The organism is Sediminibacterium soli, assembly GCF_009939225.1.
GTDB classification, from domain to species: domain Bacteria; phylum Bacteroidota; class Bacteroidia; order Chitinophagales; family Chitinophagaceae; genus Sediminibacterium; species Sediminibacterium soli.
The window spans coordinates 923,205-941,245 of record NZ_JAACJR010000008.1 but is presented as its reverse complement, the minus strand read 5'-3'; the positions used below and the strand labels follow the sequence as shown (position 1 = coordinate 941,245).

Here is an 18,041-nt window from a genome sequence, read left to right as displayed (position 1 = left end):
GGGTATTTCTGGCCGTAAAACCATTACCTTTGGCGGCCTTGGGAATATTGGCCGTCGGACAAGGAATATCGATCGGCGAAATCTACTGTTTCCTCATTTGATATTCCTTGTTCGATATCGGCTATTCATTCCGGGTGACAAATTGGCGAAAACCCGTTTGTTGCATCTTTTTTGACAGGTCATAGACCTAAACAGACCAGACCATAACGATTATGTTGAAGTTCATTTCCAAATTATTCGGCGGCAGCAAGAGCGAGAAAGATGTGCAGAAGATATTGCCTGTAGTAGAAAAGACCAACCAGTTTTTTGCGCAATACCAGCAACTGACCAATGACCAGCTGCGCGGCAAAACAGCGGAGTTCCGGGAACGCATCAAAGCCCATCTTGCGGGTATCGATGCGGAGATCGACAGCAGGAAACAGGCTGCGGAGGCTTTGCCCGAAACCGATATCCATGGCCGCGACGCGGTTTACCAGGAAGTGGACGGGCTGAAGAAAGACCGCGATAAGCAGATAGAGGAAATACTGGCAGAGATACAGCCCGAAGCATTTGCCGTGGTAAAAGAAACCGCGAGAAGGTTTTCCACCCAAACGGAAATCGTTGCCACAGCCACGGCGCTTGACCGCGACCTGAGTGTAAAAAAAGAGTATATCACTATTGCCGGCGATCAGTCGACTTTCAAAAATACCTGGACCGCAGCCGGCGGTAAAGTAACCTGGAACATGGTGCACTACGATGTACAGCTGATCGGCGGTAGCGTACTGCACCAGGGAAAGATAGCCGAGATGGCCACCGGTGAGGGTAAAACACTGGTGTCTACCCTGCCTGCTTACCTGAATGCGCTGGCGGGAGAGGGCGTGCATATTGTGACCGTGAACGATTACCTGGCCCGGCGCGACAGCGAGTGGAACGGTACCATCTTTGAATGGCTGGGATTGCGGGTGGACTGCATCGACAAACATGAGCCCAACAGCGAGGCACGCCGTAACGCCTACCTGGCCGATATCATTTACGGAACCAATAATGAGTTCGGTTTCGATTACCTGCGCGACAATATGGTGCATACACCGGAGGAAATGGTGCAGCGTAAACACCATTTTGCCATGGTGGATGAGGTTGACTCGGTATTGATCGATGATGCAAGAACGCCGCTGATCATTTCAGGCCCGATCGGTCATGTAACCGGTGAGCAGCAGTTCTTCGAACTGAAGCCCCGAATCGAAAAACTGGTGGAGGCACAGAAAAGGGCCGTGAACCAGTTCCTGAACGATGCCAAGAAAAAGATCGCCGAAGGCAACGACGATCCCAAAGACGGTGGTCTGGCGCTTTTTCGCGCACACCGCGGTTTGCCCAAGAACAGCGCGCTGATCAAATTCCTCAGCGAACCGGGTATGCGGGTAAAAATGCAGAAAACAGAGAACTATTACCTCGCAGACCAGCAGAAAGAAATGCCCAAGGCCGATGCCGAACTGTTTTTCTATATCGATGAAAAAAACAATTCTGTTGAACTAACAGACAAGGGTATACAGCTGATCACCGGTTCTGGTGAGGATCCCAATTTCTTTGTATTGCCGGATATCAGCCTTACACTGGCCGCAATCGACAGCAACCCATCGCTGGATGCGGAACAGAAGCTGCATAACAAGGAGGCGATCATCAATGAATATTCCGTGAAAGCCGACCGCATACATACGGTTCAGCAGCTGCTCAAAGCCTATACGGTATTTGATAAGGATGTTGAATACGTGGTAATGGATGGCGCGGTGAAGATTGTTGACGAACAGACAGGCCGTATCCTTGACGGACGCCGTTATTCCGACGGGCTTCACCAGGCGATAGAGGCAAAGGAAAACGTGAAGATCGAAGCGGCAACACAGACCTATGCAACGGTTACGCTGCAGAATTATTTCCGTATGTACCACAAACTCGCCGGTATGACCGGTACCGCCGAAACCGAGGCGGCTGAGTTCTGGGATATTTACAAACTGGATGTGGTAAGCATCCCCACGAATATTACGGTGATCCGTAAAGACGACCAGGATCTGATCTTCAAGACCAAGCGCGAGAAATTTGGCGCGGTGATAGACGAGATCGCAAAACTGCGTGAAGCCGGCCGGCCGGTGCTGGTGGGTACCACCTCGGTGGAAATCAGCGAATTGCTGAGCCGTATGCTTCGCCAGAAGCAGATACCGCATAATGTATTGAACGCAAAACAGCACGCCAAAGAAGCGCAGATCGTTGCAGAAGCAGGTCTGGCCGGTGCGGTTACCATTGCCACCAATATGGCCGGTCGCGGTACCGATATCAAACTGGGACCCGGTGTGAAGGATGCGGGCGGTTTGGCGATATTGGGTACCGAACGGCATGAATCGCGCCGGGTAGACAGACAGTTAAGAGGACGTGCCGGCCGCCAGGGTGACCCGGGTTCTTCGCTGTTCTTTGTTTCGCTCGAAGATGACCTGATGCGTATGTTCGGCAGCGAACGTATTGCCAAGGTGATGGATTTTGCCGGCTACAAGGAGGGTGAAGTGATACAGCACAGCATGATCACCAAATCTATCGAACGCGCGCAGAAAAAAGTGGAGGAAAACAACTTCGGTATCCGTAAACGCCTGCTGGAGTATGATGATGTGATGAACAAACAGCGTTCGGTGGTGTATACAAAACGTAACCACGCTTTATTTGGTGAACGTCTTGCGCTTGACCTGGATAATGCATTTTATTCTGTTGCCGAAGGACTGGTAAGCTCTTTTAAAGAACAGAACGACCACGAAGGGTTCCGCATGGCCGCGATCGTGAATTTTGGTATCGATCCCGCCATTGCACCAGATGAACTCGGCAGGCAATCCGAGCAGGAACTGAGCGAGCGACTGTACCAGGAAGCCGTTGCCAACTACGAGCGTAAAAAGCAGGAGCTGATGACGGAAGCCATACCGGTGTTCAGGAATATCAGGCAGCAGCAGGGTGCGCATATCGAGAATGTGATCGTACCGTTTACCGATGGCAGAAGAGGCATACAGGTATTGTCGAACATGGATAAAACACTTAACTCCGGTGGCGCGGAAATGGCGAATGCGCTGGAGAGAACGGTAACGCTGGGCTTTATCGATGATGCCTGGAAAGAACACCTGCGCGCCATGGACGATCTGAAACAAAGCGTGCAAACGGCCACATACGAACAGAAAGACCCGCTCGTGATCTATAAGATGGAAGCGTTTGAGCTGTTCCGTAAAATGGACGGCGAGGTGAACCGTGATATTGTTCAGTTCCTCTCGCATGCGGGTATTCCGCTGAACGAAGGCGAGGAACTCCGTGAAGGCCGCCAGAAGAAAACGGATATGAGCAAGATGAGTGCCAGCAAAGACAACTCACTCGATGGAACCGCCGCCAACGAAAACGATTACTACGATCCCACGCCCCAGAAACAGCAGCCGGTAACCGTGGCTCCCAAAATAGGCAGGAACGACCCCTGTCCCTGCGGAAGCGGAAAGAAATACAAGGCCTGTCATGGAAAAGACGCCTAAAAAATAAGGCCCGCTCAATGCGGGCTTTTTGTTGCCACAGATTTCACAAATTACCACGATGCTTTTCTGTGTTAATCTGTGAAATCTGTGGCAACAATTAACTGTACTTTCGCATAAATGAAATTTGCATGGAGTTAGCTAAATATATCGACCATACACTCCTCAAGCCCACTGCGTTGATCGGCGATATTGAAAAGCTCTGCAACGAAGCAAAACAATACTCCTTCGCCGCCGTCTGCGTACCACCGAATTTTATCAAAAAGGCGAAGGAATACCTGCAGGGCACTCCGGTAAAAGTGGCAACGGTGATCGGGTTCCCCTTTGGTTATTCTGCAGTGGAAGCCAAGATCGCTGAGATTGTGTTGGCCATGGTGGATGGCGTGGATGAACTGGATGTGGTGATCAATATTTCCGCGATAAAAAACAACGACTGGCAGTACCTCGCCAATGAAATAGGGCATATCATTCCGGTGATCAGAAGCAAGCACAAAATTGTCAAGATCATCATTGAAAGCGGGGTGCTTACCGAGCAGGAAATTATCCGGTGCTGCGAATTATATGGCGTAGCCGGTATCGATTACCTGAAAACCTCAACCGGGTATGCCGAAAAAGGCGCCACCGTTGAAACGGTGCAATTATTCCGCAGGCACCTGCCCGCCAATGTGCAGATCAAGGCTTCGGGCGGCATACGCGACCATGTGTTTGCCCGGCAGCTGATAGAGGCAGGCGCCACGCGTCTTGGCTGCAGCGCCAGTGTGGCCATCGTAAACGGGGCCGCCGCGGCGGGATCGGGGTATTGATAAATTTCGGGGTATGGTTTTGGTATCTGCTGCTGCATCTGTCTTACCTTTATAGGAGGATGCTATGAAACCGTTCCGTCAGTCATATACCCTGTTGCTGATCCTGCTGATCAGTTCATCGCTGTACGCGGGAGATACCGTTATTGTTAAGAAAGATCCCCGCCTGGATATCCTTGCCGGCAAACAGGCCGAGATCAATAAGCGGTTCCTTACACAGGCCGGCAGCGGTTTGTACAAGGGGTTCCGCATACAGGTACTGAGCACGGCAAGCCGTGATAACGCTTTTTCCCTGCAGGCAACCCTCGGCAACAGTTTCCCGGAGCAGAAAAGTTATGTTACTTACCAGTCGCCCAACTTCCGCGTGCGTATCGGTAATTTTTTGAAAAGAGAGGATGCGGAAGCATTCAGGAAGCAGTTGCTGCGTTATTACCCGGAAGGATTGTATATAGTGGACGATGCCGTGGAACTCATCATCCCCGAAACAGAAGAACCCTTTGTTCAATAGAGCTATGCTAGCAGAAAAGATCAGGTCTTTGGCCAAACAATATGCGGATGAATTTATCGAAGTGCGTCATCATCTTCATGCACATCCCGAACTGAGTTACCAGGAAACGGAAACAAGTAAATATGTTCGTTCCAGGCTCGATTCTTTCGGTATTCCCTATGAGATAAAGGCTGATACGGGTATTGTGGGCCTGCTCAAAGGCAAGAACCCCGAAAGCCGCGTGATAGCCCTGCGCGCCGATATGGATGCACTGCCCATTCAGGAGGAGAACGAAGTGGCATACAAATCCACGAATCCCGGGGTGATGCATGCCTGCGGTCACGATGTGCATACCACCATCTTACTGGGTGCGGCAAAGATCCTTAACGGGTTGAAAGACGAGTGGGAGGGAACGATCAAATTATTTTTTCAGCCGGGAGAGGAAAGAAACCCCGGAGGGGCCAGTTATATGATCCGCGACGGCGCGCTGGAAAATCCAAAGCCGCAGGGAATTATCGGACTGCATGTGCATCCCGGACTTGAACTTGGCAAATTCAGTTTTCGCAAAGGGCGTGTTATGGCAAGTGCCGACGAGTTGTATATTACCATACGCAGCAAAGGCGGTCATGCCGCCGCGCCGCATCTCACTGCCGATACCGTATTGATCGCATCGCAGCTGATCGTAAGTCTGCAGCAGATCATATCCAGGAACAATAACCCCACTTCGCCTTCGGTTTTATCTATCTGTTCCATACAGGGCGGGCATACCACCAACGTAATACCCAGCGAGGTGAAGCTGATGGGCACCTTCCGTGCCATGGACGAGGTATGGCGGAAGAAAGCCCATGAACTGATACGTAAACAGGCCGTGGGACTGGTGGAGGCCATGGGCGCCGAAATAGACCTGCATATCGATGTCGGATACCCGACGGTAGACAACGATCCCGTTTTTACCGGGCATGCCTGGGACCTGGCCAATGAATTCGCGGGGAAGGGAAATGTTTCCGAAACGGAAATGCGCATGGGTGCGGAGGATTTCGGCTATTATACCCAACTGATCCCCGGCTGTTTTTTCCGGATAGGCGTTCGCAACGAGGCGGAGGGGATCGCACACAATGTCCATACCCCTAAATTCAATATCGACGAGCGTGCTATCGAAAAAGGAATGGGTATGATGGCCTGGTTAGGGGCAATGACCCGGTAAGCGTATAAACATCCTCGTGAAAATACCGGATTGACAGCGTATTTCTACCTTCAGTGTAAATACGGCAACCTGTATTTTCAGGTCAAATTACGATGATGGATGTCCAGCTGATCCAGGAAAAGATCTACACTGTCAGGGGCCGACGCGTTATGCTCGACCATGATCTGGCTGTTCTGTATGATGTCGAAACCAAACGGCTGAAAGAAGCTGTTCGCAGGAATATCGGACGATTCCCTGATGATTTTATGTATGCACTTACCAGGGACGAATACCAATCTTTAAGGACGCAATTTGCGTCCTTAGACAAAGGCAGGCGTGGGGAGCATATAAAATATTATCCTTTTGCTTTTACAGAACAGGGTATTGCCATGCTCAGCAGTGTACTGCATTCGGAGAAGGCCATTCAGATGAATATTGTCATCATGCGGGCCTTTATCGCCATCCGACAGATAGCCCTTCAGTACCAGGAGCTTGCATTGGAAGTCATGGATATCCGGCACACGGTCACCGGCCACAGCGAGCAACTGGTCCTGATCAACCTGGCCATAGAAAAACTGCTGGGCGACAAAGCCGACCAGGTTGCCTGGGAAGAAAGGGAGCGGATCGGTTTCGGCAGGTAATTTCTTGCCACCTGAATATGCATATATGACAGATAATGAATGCATTCGGTCATCTTCCAAGAAACCGTATTTTTGCCCTTTCAGCCGGTTGTTTTGCTTGCCCTTACCGTTTGGTGGTTGCGCCTGCCTGTTAACAGCGCACTGCGATACCAGAACGATTGCAGCCGGTAACCCAAAAGATCAGTATGTCCAAACACAAGGAGTTACGAAAGGAACAAGCGCTCGAATACCATGCTTCCGGCCGGCCTGGAAAAATAGAAGTGGTACCCACCAAAGAAGCAAAAACACAGCGCGATCTTTCGCTTGCCTACAGTCCGGGAGTGGCAGAACCCTGCAAGGAGATCGCAAAACATACAGAGGAGGTGTATAAATACACCGCCAAGGGCAACCTGGTGGCGGTGATCAGCAACGGCACGGCCGTGCTTGGCCTGGGTGATATCGGTCCCGAAGCCAGCAAACCCGTAATGGAAGGTAAGGGTGTGCTGTTCAAGATCTTTGCCGATATAGATGTATTCGATATCGAGATCAATGAAAAGGATCCCCAGAAGTTTGTTCAGATCGTAAAAGCGCTTGAGCCCACGTTCGGCGGTATCAACCTGGAAGATATTAAGGCCCCTGAATGTTTTTATATAGAGCAGGAATTGAAAAAGCAGATGAAGATTCCTGTGATGCACGACGACCAGCACGGTACGGCCATCATCAGCAGCGCGGCTTTGCTGAATGCGCTGGAGCTGCAGAAGAAAAAGATTGAAAAGGTTTGTTTTGTGGTGAACGGCGCCGGCGCGGCGGCCATGGCCTGCATGAAACTGTATGTAGCACTGGGTGCAAAACATGAGAATTTCATCGTGTTCGACAAAGACGGTGTACTGCATACCGGCAGAACCGATCTGGATGAGGAGCGTATGAAATTCGCCGTGAAGAAAAACGATGCCACGCTCGATAAAGCCATGAAGGATGCCGATGTATTTCTCGGACTCAGCGTGGGCAATGTGGTAACACAGGATATGATCAGAAGCATGGCGCGCAACCCCATTGTATTCGCTATGGCCAACCCCGATCCGGAGATCAGCTATGAAGATGCAACGGCTGCCCGTAAAGACATTATCATGGCCACAGGCAGAACGGACTATCCCAACCAGGTAAACAATGTATTGGGCTTCCCATATATTTTCCGCGGAGCGCTGGATGTGCGTGCCACCCAGATCAACGAAGAAATGAAACTGGCAGCGGTGCGGGCGCTGGCCGATCTGGCCAAATCGCCGGTTCCCGATATCGTGAACCTGGCCTACAACCAGAGCAATATGTCTTTCGGTCCGGAATACATCATCCCCAAACCGGTTGACCCCAGGTTGCTGTCCACCGTAGCGCCGGCGGTTGCCAAGGCGGCGATAGACACCGGTATTGCACAGAAACAGATCGGCAACTGGGAGGCTTATGCCCTTGAACTGAATAAACGGCTGGGTCTTGATAACCAGCTGATGCGCGTGATCGGCAACAAGGCAAGAAAATCACCCAAGCGATTGGTATTCGCAGAAGCCGATAACCAGAAGATATTAAAAGCGGCCAGCATTATTTACGACGACGGCATCGCGTACCCGATCTTATTGGGCGATCCCGATAAGATCCGCCTGATAGCCGAAAAGAACAATATCGATATCAGCGATATACCCATCATCGACCCGCGCAGCGATGAGATGGAATCCAAGCGTGAGTTCTACAGCGAACTGTTTTTCCGTAAGCGGCAGCGTAAAGGATTCAATAAATACGAGAGCCTGAAGATCATGAAAGACCGCAACCATTTTGGCTGCATGATGGTGGAGACAGGTGATGCCGATGCCATGCTCTCGGGGTTGACAAAAAATTATGCGGAAGCCATACGTCCCGCTCTGCAGATCATCGGAACGGAAGAGGGTGTAAAAAAGATTGCGGGTATGTACCTGCTGCTGACAAAAAAAGGCCCCCTGTTCCTGGCAGATACCACGGTTAACTTTCACCCCACGGCCGAAGAACTGGCGGATATCACCATGATGGTGGCCAAAGAGGTAAGGAATTTCAACCTTACACCGCGTATTGCCATGCTCAGCTACAGCAATTTCGGCAGCAGCGATTCGCCGGAGGCCAAACTGGTGGCAGAGGCAACACGTATCCTGAAACAGCGCAATCCTTCGCTGATCGTTGATGGCGAAATGCAGGGCAGTCTTGCTTTTAACAAAGAGATACTGCGCGACAATTATCCCTTCAGTGAACTGGTTGACGAGGACGTGAACGTGCTGATGTTTCCCAACCTGACCGCAGGCAATGTGACCTATAACCTGCTGAAAGAAGTGGGCGGCGCCGATGCCATCGGTCCTATATTGCTGGGTTTGAAAAAGCCTGTACACGTGCTGCAGCTGGGCAGCACCGTAAGAAGCATCGTGAACATGGCGCTGGTGGCGGTTGTGGATGCGCAGCTCAAATGCCGCATGAACACCGACGAAGCCATCCAGAGCAGCGCCTGGTGGAAGCGATTGAAGAAGAAAAAGAAATAAAAGAGCCGGATAAAAAACAGAGCGTCCAGGCCTGCGAAACATTGCTAATTATTAACCACTGATCTCCCTATGTCATTCTTCACCCATCTTGGCACCTATCTTCTGATGCTTAAGGGCATGTTCACCAAACCGGAGAACTGGCGTATGTACTGGAAGGAATTCATGCATCAGTGCGTGGAGATCGGAATCGGCGCGTTGCCGATCGTAATGATCATTTCCCTGTTCCTGGGTGCGGTAACAACCGTGCAAACGGCCTACCAACTGGTAAGTCCGCTGGTGCCTGCGTCAACGATCGCGCAGATCGTGCGGGACAGTATGATACTGGAATTATCGCCTACGGTGGTAAGTATTGTACTCGCCGGCGTGGTGGGAAGTAAGATAGCCAGTGAACTGGGTAATATGCGTATCAGCGAACAGATCGATGCGCTTGAGATCATGGGCATCAATACCAAAAGTTACCTGGTGCTTCCCAAGATACTGGCCTCACTGCTGGTAATACCCTGCCTGATCATTATCTCTGCCGTGATCGGTATCTGGGGCGGAAGAACGGCCGGATCCATGTCGGGCATCATCGCCACCGATATTTTCGATAACGGTCTGCGCCAGAACCTGAATACGTACAATATTACCGTAGCGCTCTATAAATCGTACACCTATGGTTTTATCCTCAGCAGTATCCCTGCTTACTTCGGGTATAACGTAAAAGGGGGTTCGCTCGAGATAGGCCGGGCCAGCACCAGCGCGGTGGTGGTAAGTTGCATCATGATCCTTTTTGCGGATTATGCACTGGCGGCCCTGTTGCTGTAACGTTTGCACAACGATTTATTTTTTTCTCCAGGGCATTGCTGTTACTTTTAGGGATTAAAAAAGTGCAGCATGCATCCGGGTTTTTATCGGTTTCAGAAACTGGCCACACATCCGATCCTGTTTCGGCTGTTCCTGTTGCAAAACCTGCCTGCCGCTTTTTTTGCGGGCCTTCGTTTGCAATTGCTGGACGAACAGCGCTGCATCGTTTCCGTACCCTACAAATGGCTGAATAAAAATCCTTTTCGTTCCATGTATTTCGCTGTGCAGTCGATGGCGGCCGAACTGAGTACGGGCGCCCTGGCGATGGCGCAGATATACCGGCGCCATCCGGGAATAAGCTTGCTGGTAGTGGGCATTGAAGCGAAGTTTGTAAAAAAAGCAACCGGAAAAATCCGCTTCACCTGCGAAGATGGAACTGCCGTCGAAAACGCGGCAACACGCGCCCTCGAAACAGGAGAGCCTGCCACGGTGCATTGCAGGTCCAAGGGCGTAAATACATCGGGAGAAACGGTTGCAGAATTCATCATCACCTGGAGTTTCAAAAAAAGATAGTGTATGAAAATTGCATTTCACGGCGCAGCGCGTACAGTAACGGGTTCCAAACACCTGATTCACCTGGACAATGGCAAGCAGGTATTACTTGATTGCGGTATGTTCCAGGGCATGGGTAAAGACACCGATGCACTGAACCGCGATTTCGGTTTTGAAGCGGCAAAGATCAGTTACCTCATTCTTTCGCATGCACATATAGACCATTGCGGACTGATTCCCAAACTCGTTAAAGAGGGATTTGCGGGAACAATATTCTGTACGCCGGCTACAAAGGAGCTGGCCGCCATATTGTTACAGGACTCGGCGGAAATACAGCGCGACGATACCAAATTCATCAATAAGAAAAGGGCCAAACAGGGATTGACACCTTACCAGCCCCTGTATACACCGGATGATGTTGCCGAAACCTTATCGCATTTTGAATCCGTGGCCTACGACGAATGGACAAAGATCGATGAAGAGATGGAGCTGATGTTTGCAGACGCGGGTCATATCATCGGCAGCGCTTCCGTGCACCTGAAGATCACGGCAAAGGGCCATACAACGCGGGTGTCTTTCAGCGGTGATGTAGGCAGGTACAACGATGCTATTCTCAGGAAACCCACGGCTATACCGCGGGCTGATTACCTTATACTGGAAAGTACCTACGGCAACAGGCTGCACGAAGATGTTGCGGATGCCACACAGCTGTTTTATCACTGGATACACAAAACCTGTATCCAGAAAAAAGGCAAACTGATCATACCCGCTTTCAGCGTAGGGCGCACACAGGAAGTGCTGTATTCCCTCAACCAGCTGGAACTGGAAAAACGGTTACCACCGGTTCCGGTGTATGTAGACAGTCCTTTGAGCAAGGAAGCAACCGACCTGGTAAAATCCTATCCCCAGTATTTCAACGATGCCATTCATAAAGTGATGCTGACGGACAGCGATCCGTTTGATTTCAGGGGACTCAAATTTATCCAGAGCGTGGAAGAGAGTAAACGGCTGAACGACCTGGACCAGCCCTGTGTGATCATTTCGGCAAGCGGTATGGCCGATGCCGGAAGGGTAAAGCACCATATACGCAACAATATTGGTGACGAAAAAAACACCGTACTCATGGTGGGCTATTGCGAGCCCAACTCCCTCGGCGGCAAATTGCTGAGCGGCGCCAAATCGGTGAAAATATTCGGAGAAATGTACAAAGTGGTGGCAGAAATAGGCCGTATCTATACAATGAGCGCACATGGCGATTACGATGATCTTTGCCTGTTTATTGCGGGACAGGAGCCGTCGGAATTAAAAAACCTGTTCCTGGTGCACGGCGATTATGATGTGCAGGAAGAATTTGCATCGCGATTGCACGGTAAAGGATTTAAACATATTCAGATACCCGAAAGGCATTCGGAATTCACGCTTCAATAATGTAAAAGACATGTCAGTAAACAAGGAACTGGTTGCCACGATAGAAAGCATTTTCGGGGAAAGGTTTGGGAAGCCGGATACAATCGTTCGTTCTCCGGGTCGTATTAATCTGATCGGTGAACATACCGATTACAATATGGGTTTTGTGCTGCCGGCATCGATCGATAAAGCCATTTACCTGGCGGTACAGAAAAGAAACGACAGGCAGATACAACTGGTGGCGGCAGACCTTGACGAGTCGCATGAATCTTCTCTTGACGCACTCGTAAAATCAGGAACTCACTGGCCGGATTATATACTCGGCGTGATCGATGTATTGCAGAAAAACGGTTTCCCTGTTCAGGGATTCAATGCGGTCATCGGCGGCGATGTGCCGCTGGGCGCAGGTCTTTCCTCTTCTGCCGCGGTTGAATGCGCAACGGTCTATGCAATGAATACCTTGTTCGGGCTGGGTATCGACAGGAAAACAATGGTGCAGTTTGCGCAGAAGGCCGAGAACGATTTTGTAGGATTGCAGTGCGGTATCATGGATATGTTCGCCAGCATGTTCGGCGAAGCCGAAAAAGTGATACGGCTGGACTGCCGCTCCCTCGAATATGCCTACATGCCTTTTCCCTCCGAAAAAGTGGATATACTGCTGCTTGATACCGGTGTCAAGCATTCACTGGCCTCTTCGGAATACAATCTTCGCCGGCAGGAATGTGAGCGGGGGGTAGCTGTCATAGCCCAAAAATATCCCTCGGTAAAAAGCCTGCGCGACGCCACCATCGGTATGGTGGAGGAATGTCTTGCGGATGGTGATGCGGTCGTTTACAAAAGATGCAGGTATGTTACGGAAGAGATCCGGCGTTTGCAGAACGGCTGCGAGGATCTGGCAAAACACGATTTTGCTGCGTTCGGCCAGAAAATGTTTACCACACACCGCGGTCTCAGTGAACTGTATGAAGTAAGCTGCCCCGAAGCAGATGCACTGGTAACCATGGTAGGCGATCACCCGGATGTACTGGGTGCAAGAATGATGGGCGGTGGATTTGGAGGTTGCACCATCAATATGGTAAAAAAAGGAAAAGCGGAAAAACTGGCGGAAGCGCTTGCGCCCAGGTATTTTTCACAATTTGATAAGGAGTTAAAAAGCTATCTTGTTGCCATTGATAAGGGCACCTCTCTTCTATGACAACACAAACCAGAACTGCTTCCGCTGCTGACACTTACCTGCAAAGAGCCAAACAGTTCCGTTCGCTCCGCGATCTTTACCACAGGCGATGGCAGTGGATGGGACTGCTGCGGTTAATTACATTCGCTGCATTTGCATGGCAGCTGGTTGTTTTTTTTCAAAATCATTTCCAGACGCATAGCATCGTATACGCGCTTTCGGCGCTGGCGGCTTTTTTCGTTTTTCTTTTTATTTCTTTCGGCTACCAGCGTCACAAAAAATACTACGAGCAATTGCTGCAGATCAATGAGAACGAACTTGCTGTCATGGACGGCAGGCGCTCTTTTCTGGCAGACGGAACGGAGTACAAAGCCGGCGAAGGTTTTGCATCCGATCTCAATGTTTTTGGACCGGGATCGCTGTACCACCAGCTGAACCGATCGGCCACCCTGCCGGGAAGAGACAAACTGGCGGCGCAGGCAAATACGCCATTCGTTGTGCCCGAGACCATTGTCGCTTACCAGCAGGCTGTAAAAGAACTTGGTCCGCGCATCGATTTCCGCCAGACATTACTCGCCAGGGGATTGCTGATCGGTAAAGAAGAGGGACTGAAGCAATTGCTGGAAGGCATAGACCGGCGGCAATTCGATTTGCTGACACATACGGCGGTGCGGCTGTTATCGTGGATCTGGCCTTTTTTCGGTTGCGTTATACTCACGTATTCGATCGTGGTGAACCGCTATCAGCTGCTGTTATTGTTTCTGGTATGCGGGTTGCTGCTTGCCGCCCTCTTTGTTCGCAAAACAGGTGCGCTGTATAACCATATATCTAAAAAGAGTTACCTCTACGGGCAGTATGCGGTCTGTTTTCAGACCATTACGGGAGAGATATGGCTGGACGACTACCTGCGAACCCAGCAGCGGCAGCTGGCAGATGCCGAGCACGCCTTTCAGCGCTTATCGAGGCTGGTGAACTGGTTTGATATCAGGCTGAATGTTTTTCTCTCACCGTTTGCCAACGGGCTGTTTCTTTCAGACCTGGTTTGCGCGCTCGCGTACCTCAAATGGAACGGGCAGTACCAGCAGCGCGTGCCCGGCTGGTTTGATACGCTTGGCGAAATAGAAGTGCTGAATTCGCTGGCCACTTTTCACTATAACCACCCCCGGTTTGTTTTTCCGCAGCCGGAATACGGGCCTTTGCATATTTCCGCAACATCGGTGGGACATCCGCTCATGAACGAAACAAAAGCGGTATTGAACGATATTTCCCTGGGCGATGAGGGAACGCTGCAACTGATCACCGGCTCCAATATGTCGGGCAAAAGTACCTACCTGCGAACGGTGGGACTCAACCTCCTGCTGGCCCAGATGGGTGCACCGGTTTTTGCGGGAACATTTTCTTTTTCGCCGATGCAGATACGCAGCTCTTTTCATCATATCGATTCACTGGAGGAGAGTACGTCTTATTTCTATGCAGAGCTGAAAAGCCTGCAGCGCATCATCCGGTCGCTGGATGGGCCGGTTCCCTCGCTGGTATTGCTGGATGAAGTGATGCGCGGAACAAATTCAAAAGACAAGCACGACGGAACGGAGCTGCTGATCAGTAAGCTCATGGCGCATAACTGTCTTACCATGATCGCCACACACGATACCGAACTCGGTGTGCTGGCCGATAAATATCCCGGGAAGGTCCGGAATTATCATTTTGAAAGCGAGCTGGCGGCAGATGGCCTGCATTTTGACTTCAAAAGAAAACCGGGTGTGGCGCGGATGACCAATGCAACCTACCTGATGAAGCAGATGGGAATTATCTGAAACCATTTTCCCCGCCGGGGAAATGGCGTAAATTGCTGAACAATCCAGCAATATGAAAACTGTCATTATCACGGGCGCAAACGGCAATCTGGGTACCGCGGTCACACAGGCATTTTTGCAAAAAGGTTACCGGGTAATCGCCACTGTATTCAGCGAAGAAATGAAACGGGAAGTGGTATCGCATACCAACCTGGAAATACATGCCGTGGACCTTGGCAACGAAGCCCTGGCCGCTTCCTTTGTAAAACAGGTGATCGACCGCTACCGGGTGATCGATGCTGCGCTGCTGCTGGTGGGCGGGTTTGCCATGGGCGGTCTTGCGGCCACTTCCATCAGCGATATACGCAAACAATTGTCGCTGAATTTTGAAACGGCTTACCAGGTTGCGCAGCCGGTATTCCTTCATATGCTGCAGAACGGTTTCGGAAGACTGGTATTCATCGGCGCAAGACCAGCTATCGAGGCTTCGTACGGAAAAGACCTGATCGCCTACGGGTTGAGCAAATCGCTGCTGTTTAAACTTGCCGAGTACCTGAACGAAACCGCCAGGGGAAAAAATGTAACTGCCACCGTTATCGCTCCGTCCACACTGGATACACCGCTTAACCGCAAAAGCATGCCCGATACGGATCCTGCCATCTGGGTAAAACCCACGGAGCTGGCAGAATTGCTGGCGTTCATTGTATCGGAAGCATCCAACCCGCTGCGCGAAACGGTTCTCAAAGTGTATAACAATGCCTGACCCCGGCGATCGTAGATGTGTATGGATCTGTGAACGATCCTGTGGATAACCCTACCGGATACCTGCGCACTAACACTATGGTAATATTGCGGTAACCTTTCCGTAACATGATGGGGTACTGATGTGTATAGTGCACGGAATTATTTTGCGTGATCGGTACAGCAGCTGTCGGAGATGGATTCTTTATGCTGAACGACCAGGCATGGAATGATGAACGATCTTATCTGGCAGGGGCAGATTTTTTCGCAGTCTTTACGGCAACGCTTTTTTTAACGGCAGTTTTCTTAACGGCCGCTTTCTTTTTCGCGGGAGTGGTTTTGGGTTTTGCAGGCTTGGGTTTGTGTAAAACATCTGCCAGCCATTTTGCCGCTTTCCTAACCGCTTTCTGAACTTTCCTGTCTGCTTTGGAAGCGAGGTCGCCGATTGCACCCGTAATTTTTTCCTCAAGGTCTTTGCGGAGTTGCTTTTTTGCCATACTGTGTACTTAAAATGGTAACATAAATTTAATGCAATTCTGTAAGTTTCAATGTTAAGTTTTTATATAGATGCAACATGCAGGGCAATGCTGACCGGCCGGTGCCTGCGGTGTATCAGCATTTGTCTTGTAATGATAAAGGCGGGCGTGCAGGCGCAAACAACGGCAATGGTTATTCTGTTTCGGTGTGCAGCAGTTTATACGAAGATGAGTACCTGGAAAAGGAGATCAGGAACTCGGCGCCGAAATAATGGCCGCGGTATTCATACAGGCAGATGAGGTCGCCGTCTTCCTCCAGGTAACCGGTGATCGTGTTTTCCTGGTCGTGAAAACTATAGGTGATACGCTGCAACGGTGCAGTGAACACTTTTTTCTGGTGCTTATTCAGGTAGTCAAAATGGCCCTGTTTCAAAGCTGTTGGTTTTAGTTGATCCGGTACAACCCTTCCCACAAAACTTTTACGCGCAAGTAGCTATTGACAGGTAAGATACACATTTTATGGTAATGTTATACACATGCCCCTGCGGGGTCTGCGTTTTTTAAATGGATTTAGTTGTATATTACTTTGAATTAACCGATTGCGTATGGGAGCTGTTTCACTGATCGTTCTGGTCATTGCTGCTGTCGTGTTTTCTGCAGGAGGCATTCTTGCAGGCAGGCTCTTTGTGAAGGGCAGCACCAACCCGCAGAAGGGGCAGCCATACGAATGCGGCATCCCCACGGCAAGTTCTCCCTGGCAGCAGTTTCATGTAGGCTATTATCTTTTCGCACTGCTGTTCCTGGTATTCGATGTGGAGCTGGTGTTTCTCTATCCCTGGGCCGTGGTGGTAAAGGAAATCGGTATCATAGCACTGGTGGAAATACTGTTCTTCATCTTTATATTATTCATCGGGTTTTTGTACGCACACAAACAGGGCGCGCTGAAATGGATATGATTGAAAAACCCATACAGGAAACTTTTCCGGGCCAGGTGCACAATATGCCCGGCGGTACAGCTGTTACCGGTAAGTTCCAGGATATCATCAACTGGGCAAGAGCCAATTCTTTGTGGCCGCTTACGTTTGCCACCAGTTGCTGCGGTATAGAAATGATGGCGGTGGCTTCTTCCAAATACGATTTTTCGAGGTTTGGTTTTGAAGTGGCAAGGGCCACGCCCCGGCAGGCCGATGTGATTATCATTGCCGGCACCATCGTTAATAAAATGGGACCGGTGCTGAAACGCCTGTACGACCAGATGGCGGATCCCAAATACGTGATAGCGATGGGCGCATGTGCCATCAGCGGCGGGCCGTTTTTTTACAACACCTACTCCGTGGTAAAAGGCGCCGACCATATCATACCGGTAGATGTGTACATACCGGGTTGCCCGCCAAGACCGGAAGCGCTGCTGCACGCATTGCTGACACTGCAGGAAAAAATAAAAAGCGGTTTAACAAGAGAACAGATACGGAACGAACTGAAAGGAACGTAAAAGGTTTATGCACAACGAAGCGATCAAAGATTTTATTACCGGGGTTGCAACTTCCGCCATATTCGATGAATCGGGCGAATGGCTGACAGTGCAGGCAGAGCCTGCCGCCTGGAAGGCAATGGCAACTGCATTGCGGCAATCGCAGTTTGTATTTGACTATCTTTTCTGCCTTACCTGTATCGACTGGAAGACGCATCTTACTATGGTCTACCATCTTTCCTCCACCGTATACCGGCATACCATTGTTATCAAGGCCAACCTCGACAGAAGCCACCCCGTTATCGATACCGTATCGGATATATGGCGCACGGCCGATTTTCATGAACGGGAAGTGTTTGAACTGTTCGGCGTGGTATTCAGCGGGCATCCCGATCTGCGGAAACTGATATTGCCGGACGATTTTGAGGGATTTCCGTTGCGCAAGGATTTTGAGGACCCTATCAATATGATCAAATTATAA

17 protein-coding genes are annotated in these 18,041 nt (G+C 50.4%); 15 read left to right on the top strand and 2 right to left on the bottom strand.

The genetic code is table 11. The features are described from left to right. The first annotated feature begins 212 nt into the window (after positions 1–212). The 12 genes from secA (at position 213) to GWC94_RS11190 (ending at position 15,635) form a co-directional block, all read left to right on the top strand. Positions 213–3,524: a preprotein translocase subunit SecA gene (gene secA / locus GWC94_RS11245; RefSeq protein ID WP_161835117.1), complete on the top strand. Its 3,312-nt coding sequence runs from the start codon at positions 213–215 to the stop codon at positions 3,522–3,524. Positions 3,525–3,652: 128 nt separating this feature from the next. After that, the gene (gene deoC, locus GWC94_RS11240; RefSeq protein WP_161835116.1) at positions 3,653–4,324 is read left to right on the top strand and encodes a deoxyribose-phosphate aldolase; all 672 of its coding nucleotides are present in this window, start codon (positions 3,653–3,655) and stop codon (positions 4,322–4,324) included. Between the two features lie 64 nt (positions 4,325–4,388). Next, complete coding sequence (locus GWC94_RS11235; RefSeq protein WP_161835115.1) at positions 4,389–4,829, top strand: SPOR domain-containing protein; 441 nt, start codon at positions 4,389–4,391, stop codon at positions 4,827–4,829. Positions 4,830–4,833: 4 nt separating this feature from the next. Continuing rightward, positions 4,834–6,012, top strand: coding sequence for a M20 metallopeptidase family protein (locus tag GWC94_RS11230; protein WP_161835114.1), 1,179 nt, complete (start codon positions 4,834–4,836; stop codon positions 6,010–6,012). A gap of 95 nt (positions 6,013–6,107) precedes the next feature. Next, entirely contained in the window at positions 6,108–6,632 is a 525-nt protein-coding gene (locus GWC94_RS11225) for an ORF6N domain-containing protein (protein WP_161835113.1), read from the top strand. Positions 6,633–6,817: 185 nt separating this feature from the next. Further along, the gene (locus GWC94_RS11220) at positions 6,818–9,160 is read left to right on the top strand and encodes an NADP-dependent malic enzyme (protein ID WP_161835112.1); all 2,343 of its coding nucleotides are present in this window, start codon (positions 6,818–6,820) and stop codon (positions 9,158–9,160) included. A 69-nt stretch (positions 9,161–9,229) separates the two neighbouring features. Further along, complete coding sequence (locus GWC94_RS11215; RefSeq protein ID WP_161835111.1) at positions 9,230–9,967, top strand: MlaE family ABC transporter permease; 738 nt, start codon at positions 9,230–9,232, stop codon at positions 9,965–9,967. A 69-nt stretch (positions 9,968–10,036) separates the two neighbouring features. Further along, complete coding sequence (locus tag GWC94_RS11210; RefSeq protein ID WP_161835110.1) at positions 10,037–10,519, top strand: DUF4442 domain-containing protein; 483 nt, start codon at positions 10,037–10,039, stop codon at positions 10,517–10,519. Positions 10,520–10,522: 3 nt separating this feature from the next. Further along, the gene (locus tag GWC94_RS11205) at positions 10,523–11,926 is read left to right on the top strand and encodes an MBL fold metallo-hydrolase (protein WP_161835109.1); all 1,404 of its coding nucleotides are present in this window, start codon (positions 10,523–10,525) and stop codon (positions 11,924–11,926) included. Positions 11,927–11,936: 10 nt separating this feature from the next. Further along, positions 11,937–13,100, top strand: coding sequence for a galactokinase (gene galK / locus GWC94_RS11200; RefSeq protein WP_161835108.1), 1,164 nt, complete (start codon positions 11,937–11,939; stop codon positions 13,098–13,100). Further along, positions 13,097–14,893: a MutS-related protein gene (locus GWC94_RS11195; protein WP_161835107.1), complete on the top strand. Its 1,797-nt coding sequence runs from the start codon at positions 13,097–13,099 to the stop codon at positions 14,891–14,893. Before galK ends, GWC94_RS11195 begins: the two co-directional genes overlap by 4 nt. A 52-nt stretch (positions 14,894–14,945) precedes the next feature. Beyond that, the gene (locus GWC94_RS11190) at positions 14,946–15,635 is read left to right on the top strand and encodes an SDR family NAD(P)-dependent oxidoreductase (RefSeq protein ID WP_161835106.1); all 690 of its coding nucleotides are present in this window, start codon (positions 14,946–14,948) and stop codon (positions 15,633–15,635) included. Positions 15,636–15,855: 220 nt separating this feature from the next. Here the strand turns inward: GWC94_RS11190 and GWC94_RS16700 are convergent, their stop codons facing one another. After that, on the bottom strand, positions 15,856–16,110 hold the full coding sequence (locus GWC94_RS16700) for a hypothetical protein (protein ID WP_202628739.1): 255 nt from the start codon (positions 16,108–16,110) through the stop codon (positions 15,856–15,858). 172 nt (positions 16,111–16,282) lie between these two features. Then, complete coding sequence (locus tag GWC94_RS11185; protein ID WP_161835105.1) at positions 16,283–16,522, bottom strand: hypothetical protein; 240 nt, start codon at positions 16,520–16,522, stop codon at positions 16,283–16,285. Between the two features lie 172 nt (positions 16,523–16,694). Between GWC94_RS11185 and GWC94_RS11180 the strand changes: the two genes are divergently transcribed. The 3 genes from GWC94_RS11180 to GWC94_RS16695 are packed head-to-tail and all read left to right on the top strand — an operon-like array spanning position 16,695 to position 18,041. After that, entirely contained in the window at positions 16,695–17,045 is a 351-nt protein-coding gene (locus tag GWC94_RS11180) for an NADH-quinone oxidoreductase subunit A (protein WP_161835104.1), read from the top strand. Further along, positions 17,036–17,581, top strand: a complete 546-nt coding sequence (locus GWC94_RS11175) for an NADH-quinone oxidoreductase subunit B (RefSeq protein ID WP_161835103.1) — start codon at positions 17,036–17,038, stop codon at positions 17,579–17,581. Before GWC94_RS11180 ends, GWC94_RS11175 begins: the two co-directional genes overlap by 10 nt. 7 nt (positions 17,582–17,588) lie before the next feature. Continuing rightward, the gene (locus GWC94_RS16695) at positions 17,589–18,041 is read left to right on the top strand and encodes an NADH-quinone oxidoreductase subunit C (RefSeq protein WP_202628738.1); all 453 of its coding nucleotides are present in this window, start codon (positions 17,589–17,591) and stop codon (positions 18,039–18,041) included.

Bases quoted from the DNA above. Each gene is read 5' to 3' on its own strand.
- GWC94_RS16700 (WP_202628739.1), bottom strand. From the start codon at position 16,110: ATGGCAAAAAAGCAACTCCGCAAAGACCTTGAGGAAAAAATTACGGGT.
- GWC94_RS11230 (WP_161835114.1), top strand. From the start codon at position 4,834: ATGCTAGCAGAAAAGATCAGGTCTTTGGCCAAACAATATGCGGATGAA.
- GWC94_RS11205 (WP_161835109.1), top strand. From the start codon at position 10,523: ATGAAAATTGCATTTCACGGCGCAGCGCGTACAGTAACGGGTTCCAAA.
- secA (WP_161835117.1), top strand. From the start codon at position 213: ATGTTGAAGTTCATTTCCAAATTATTCGGCGGCAGCAAGAGCGAGAAA.
- GWC94_RS11220 (WP_161835112.1), top strand. From the start codon at position 6,818: ATGTCCAAACACAAGGAGTTACGAAAGGAACAAGCGCTCGAATACCAT.
- galK (WP_161835108.1), top strand. From the start codon at position 11,937: ATGTCAGTAAACAAGGAACTGGTTGCCACGATAGAAAGCATTTTCGGG.
- deoC (WP_161835116.1), top strand. From the start codon at position 3,653: ATGGAGTTAGCTAAATATATCGACCATACACTCCTCAAGCCCACTGCG.
- GWC94_RS11215 (WP_161835111.1), top strand. From the start codon at position 9,230: ATGTCATTCTTCACCCATCTTGGCACCTATCTTCTGATGCTTAAGGGC.
- GWC94_RS11235 (WP_161835115.1), top strand. From the start codon at position 4,389: ATGAAACCGTTCCGTCAGTCATATACCCTGTTGCTGATCCTGCTGATC.
- GWC94_RS11180 (WP_161835104.1), top strand. From the start codon at position 16,695: ATGGGAGCTGTTTCACTGATCGTTCTGGTCATTGCTGCTGTCGTGTTT.
- GWC94_RS11175 (WP_161835103.1), top strand. From the start codon at position 17,036: ATGGATATGATTGAAAAACCCATACAGGAAACTTTTCCGGGCCAGGTG.
- GWC94_RS11210 (WP_161835110.1), top strand. From the start codon at position 10,037: ATGCATCCGGGTTTTTATCGGTTTCAGAAACTGGCCACACATCCGATC.
- GWC94_RS11195 (WP_161835107.1), top strand. From the start codon at position 13,097: ATGACAACACAAACCAGAACTGCTTCCGCTGCTGACACTTACCTGCAA.
- GWC94_RS16695 (WP_202628738.1), top strand. From the start codon at position 17,589: ATGCACAACGAAGCGATCAAAGATTTTATTACCGGGGTTGCAACTTCC.
- GWC94_RS11190 (WP_161835106.1), top strand. From the start codon at position 14,946: ATGAAAACTGTCATTATCACGGGCGCAAACGGCAATCTGGGTACCGCG.
- GWC94_RS11225 (WP_161835113.1), top strand. From the start codon at position 6,108: ATGGATGTCCAGCTGATCCAGGAAAAGATCTACACTGTCAGGGGCCGA.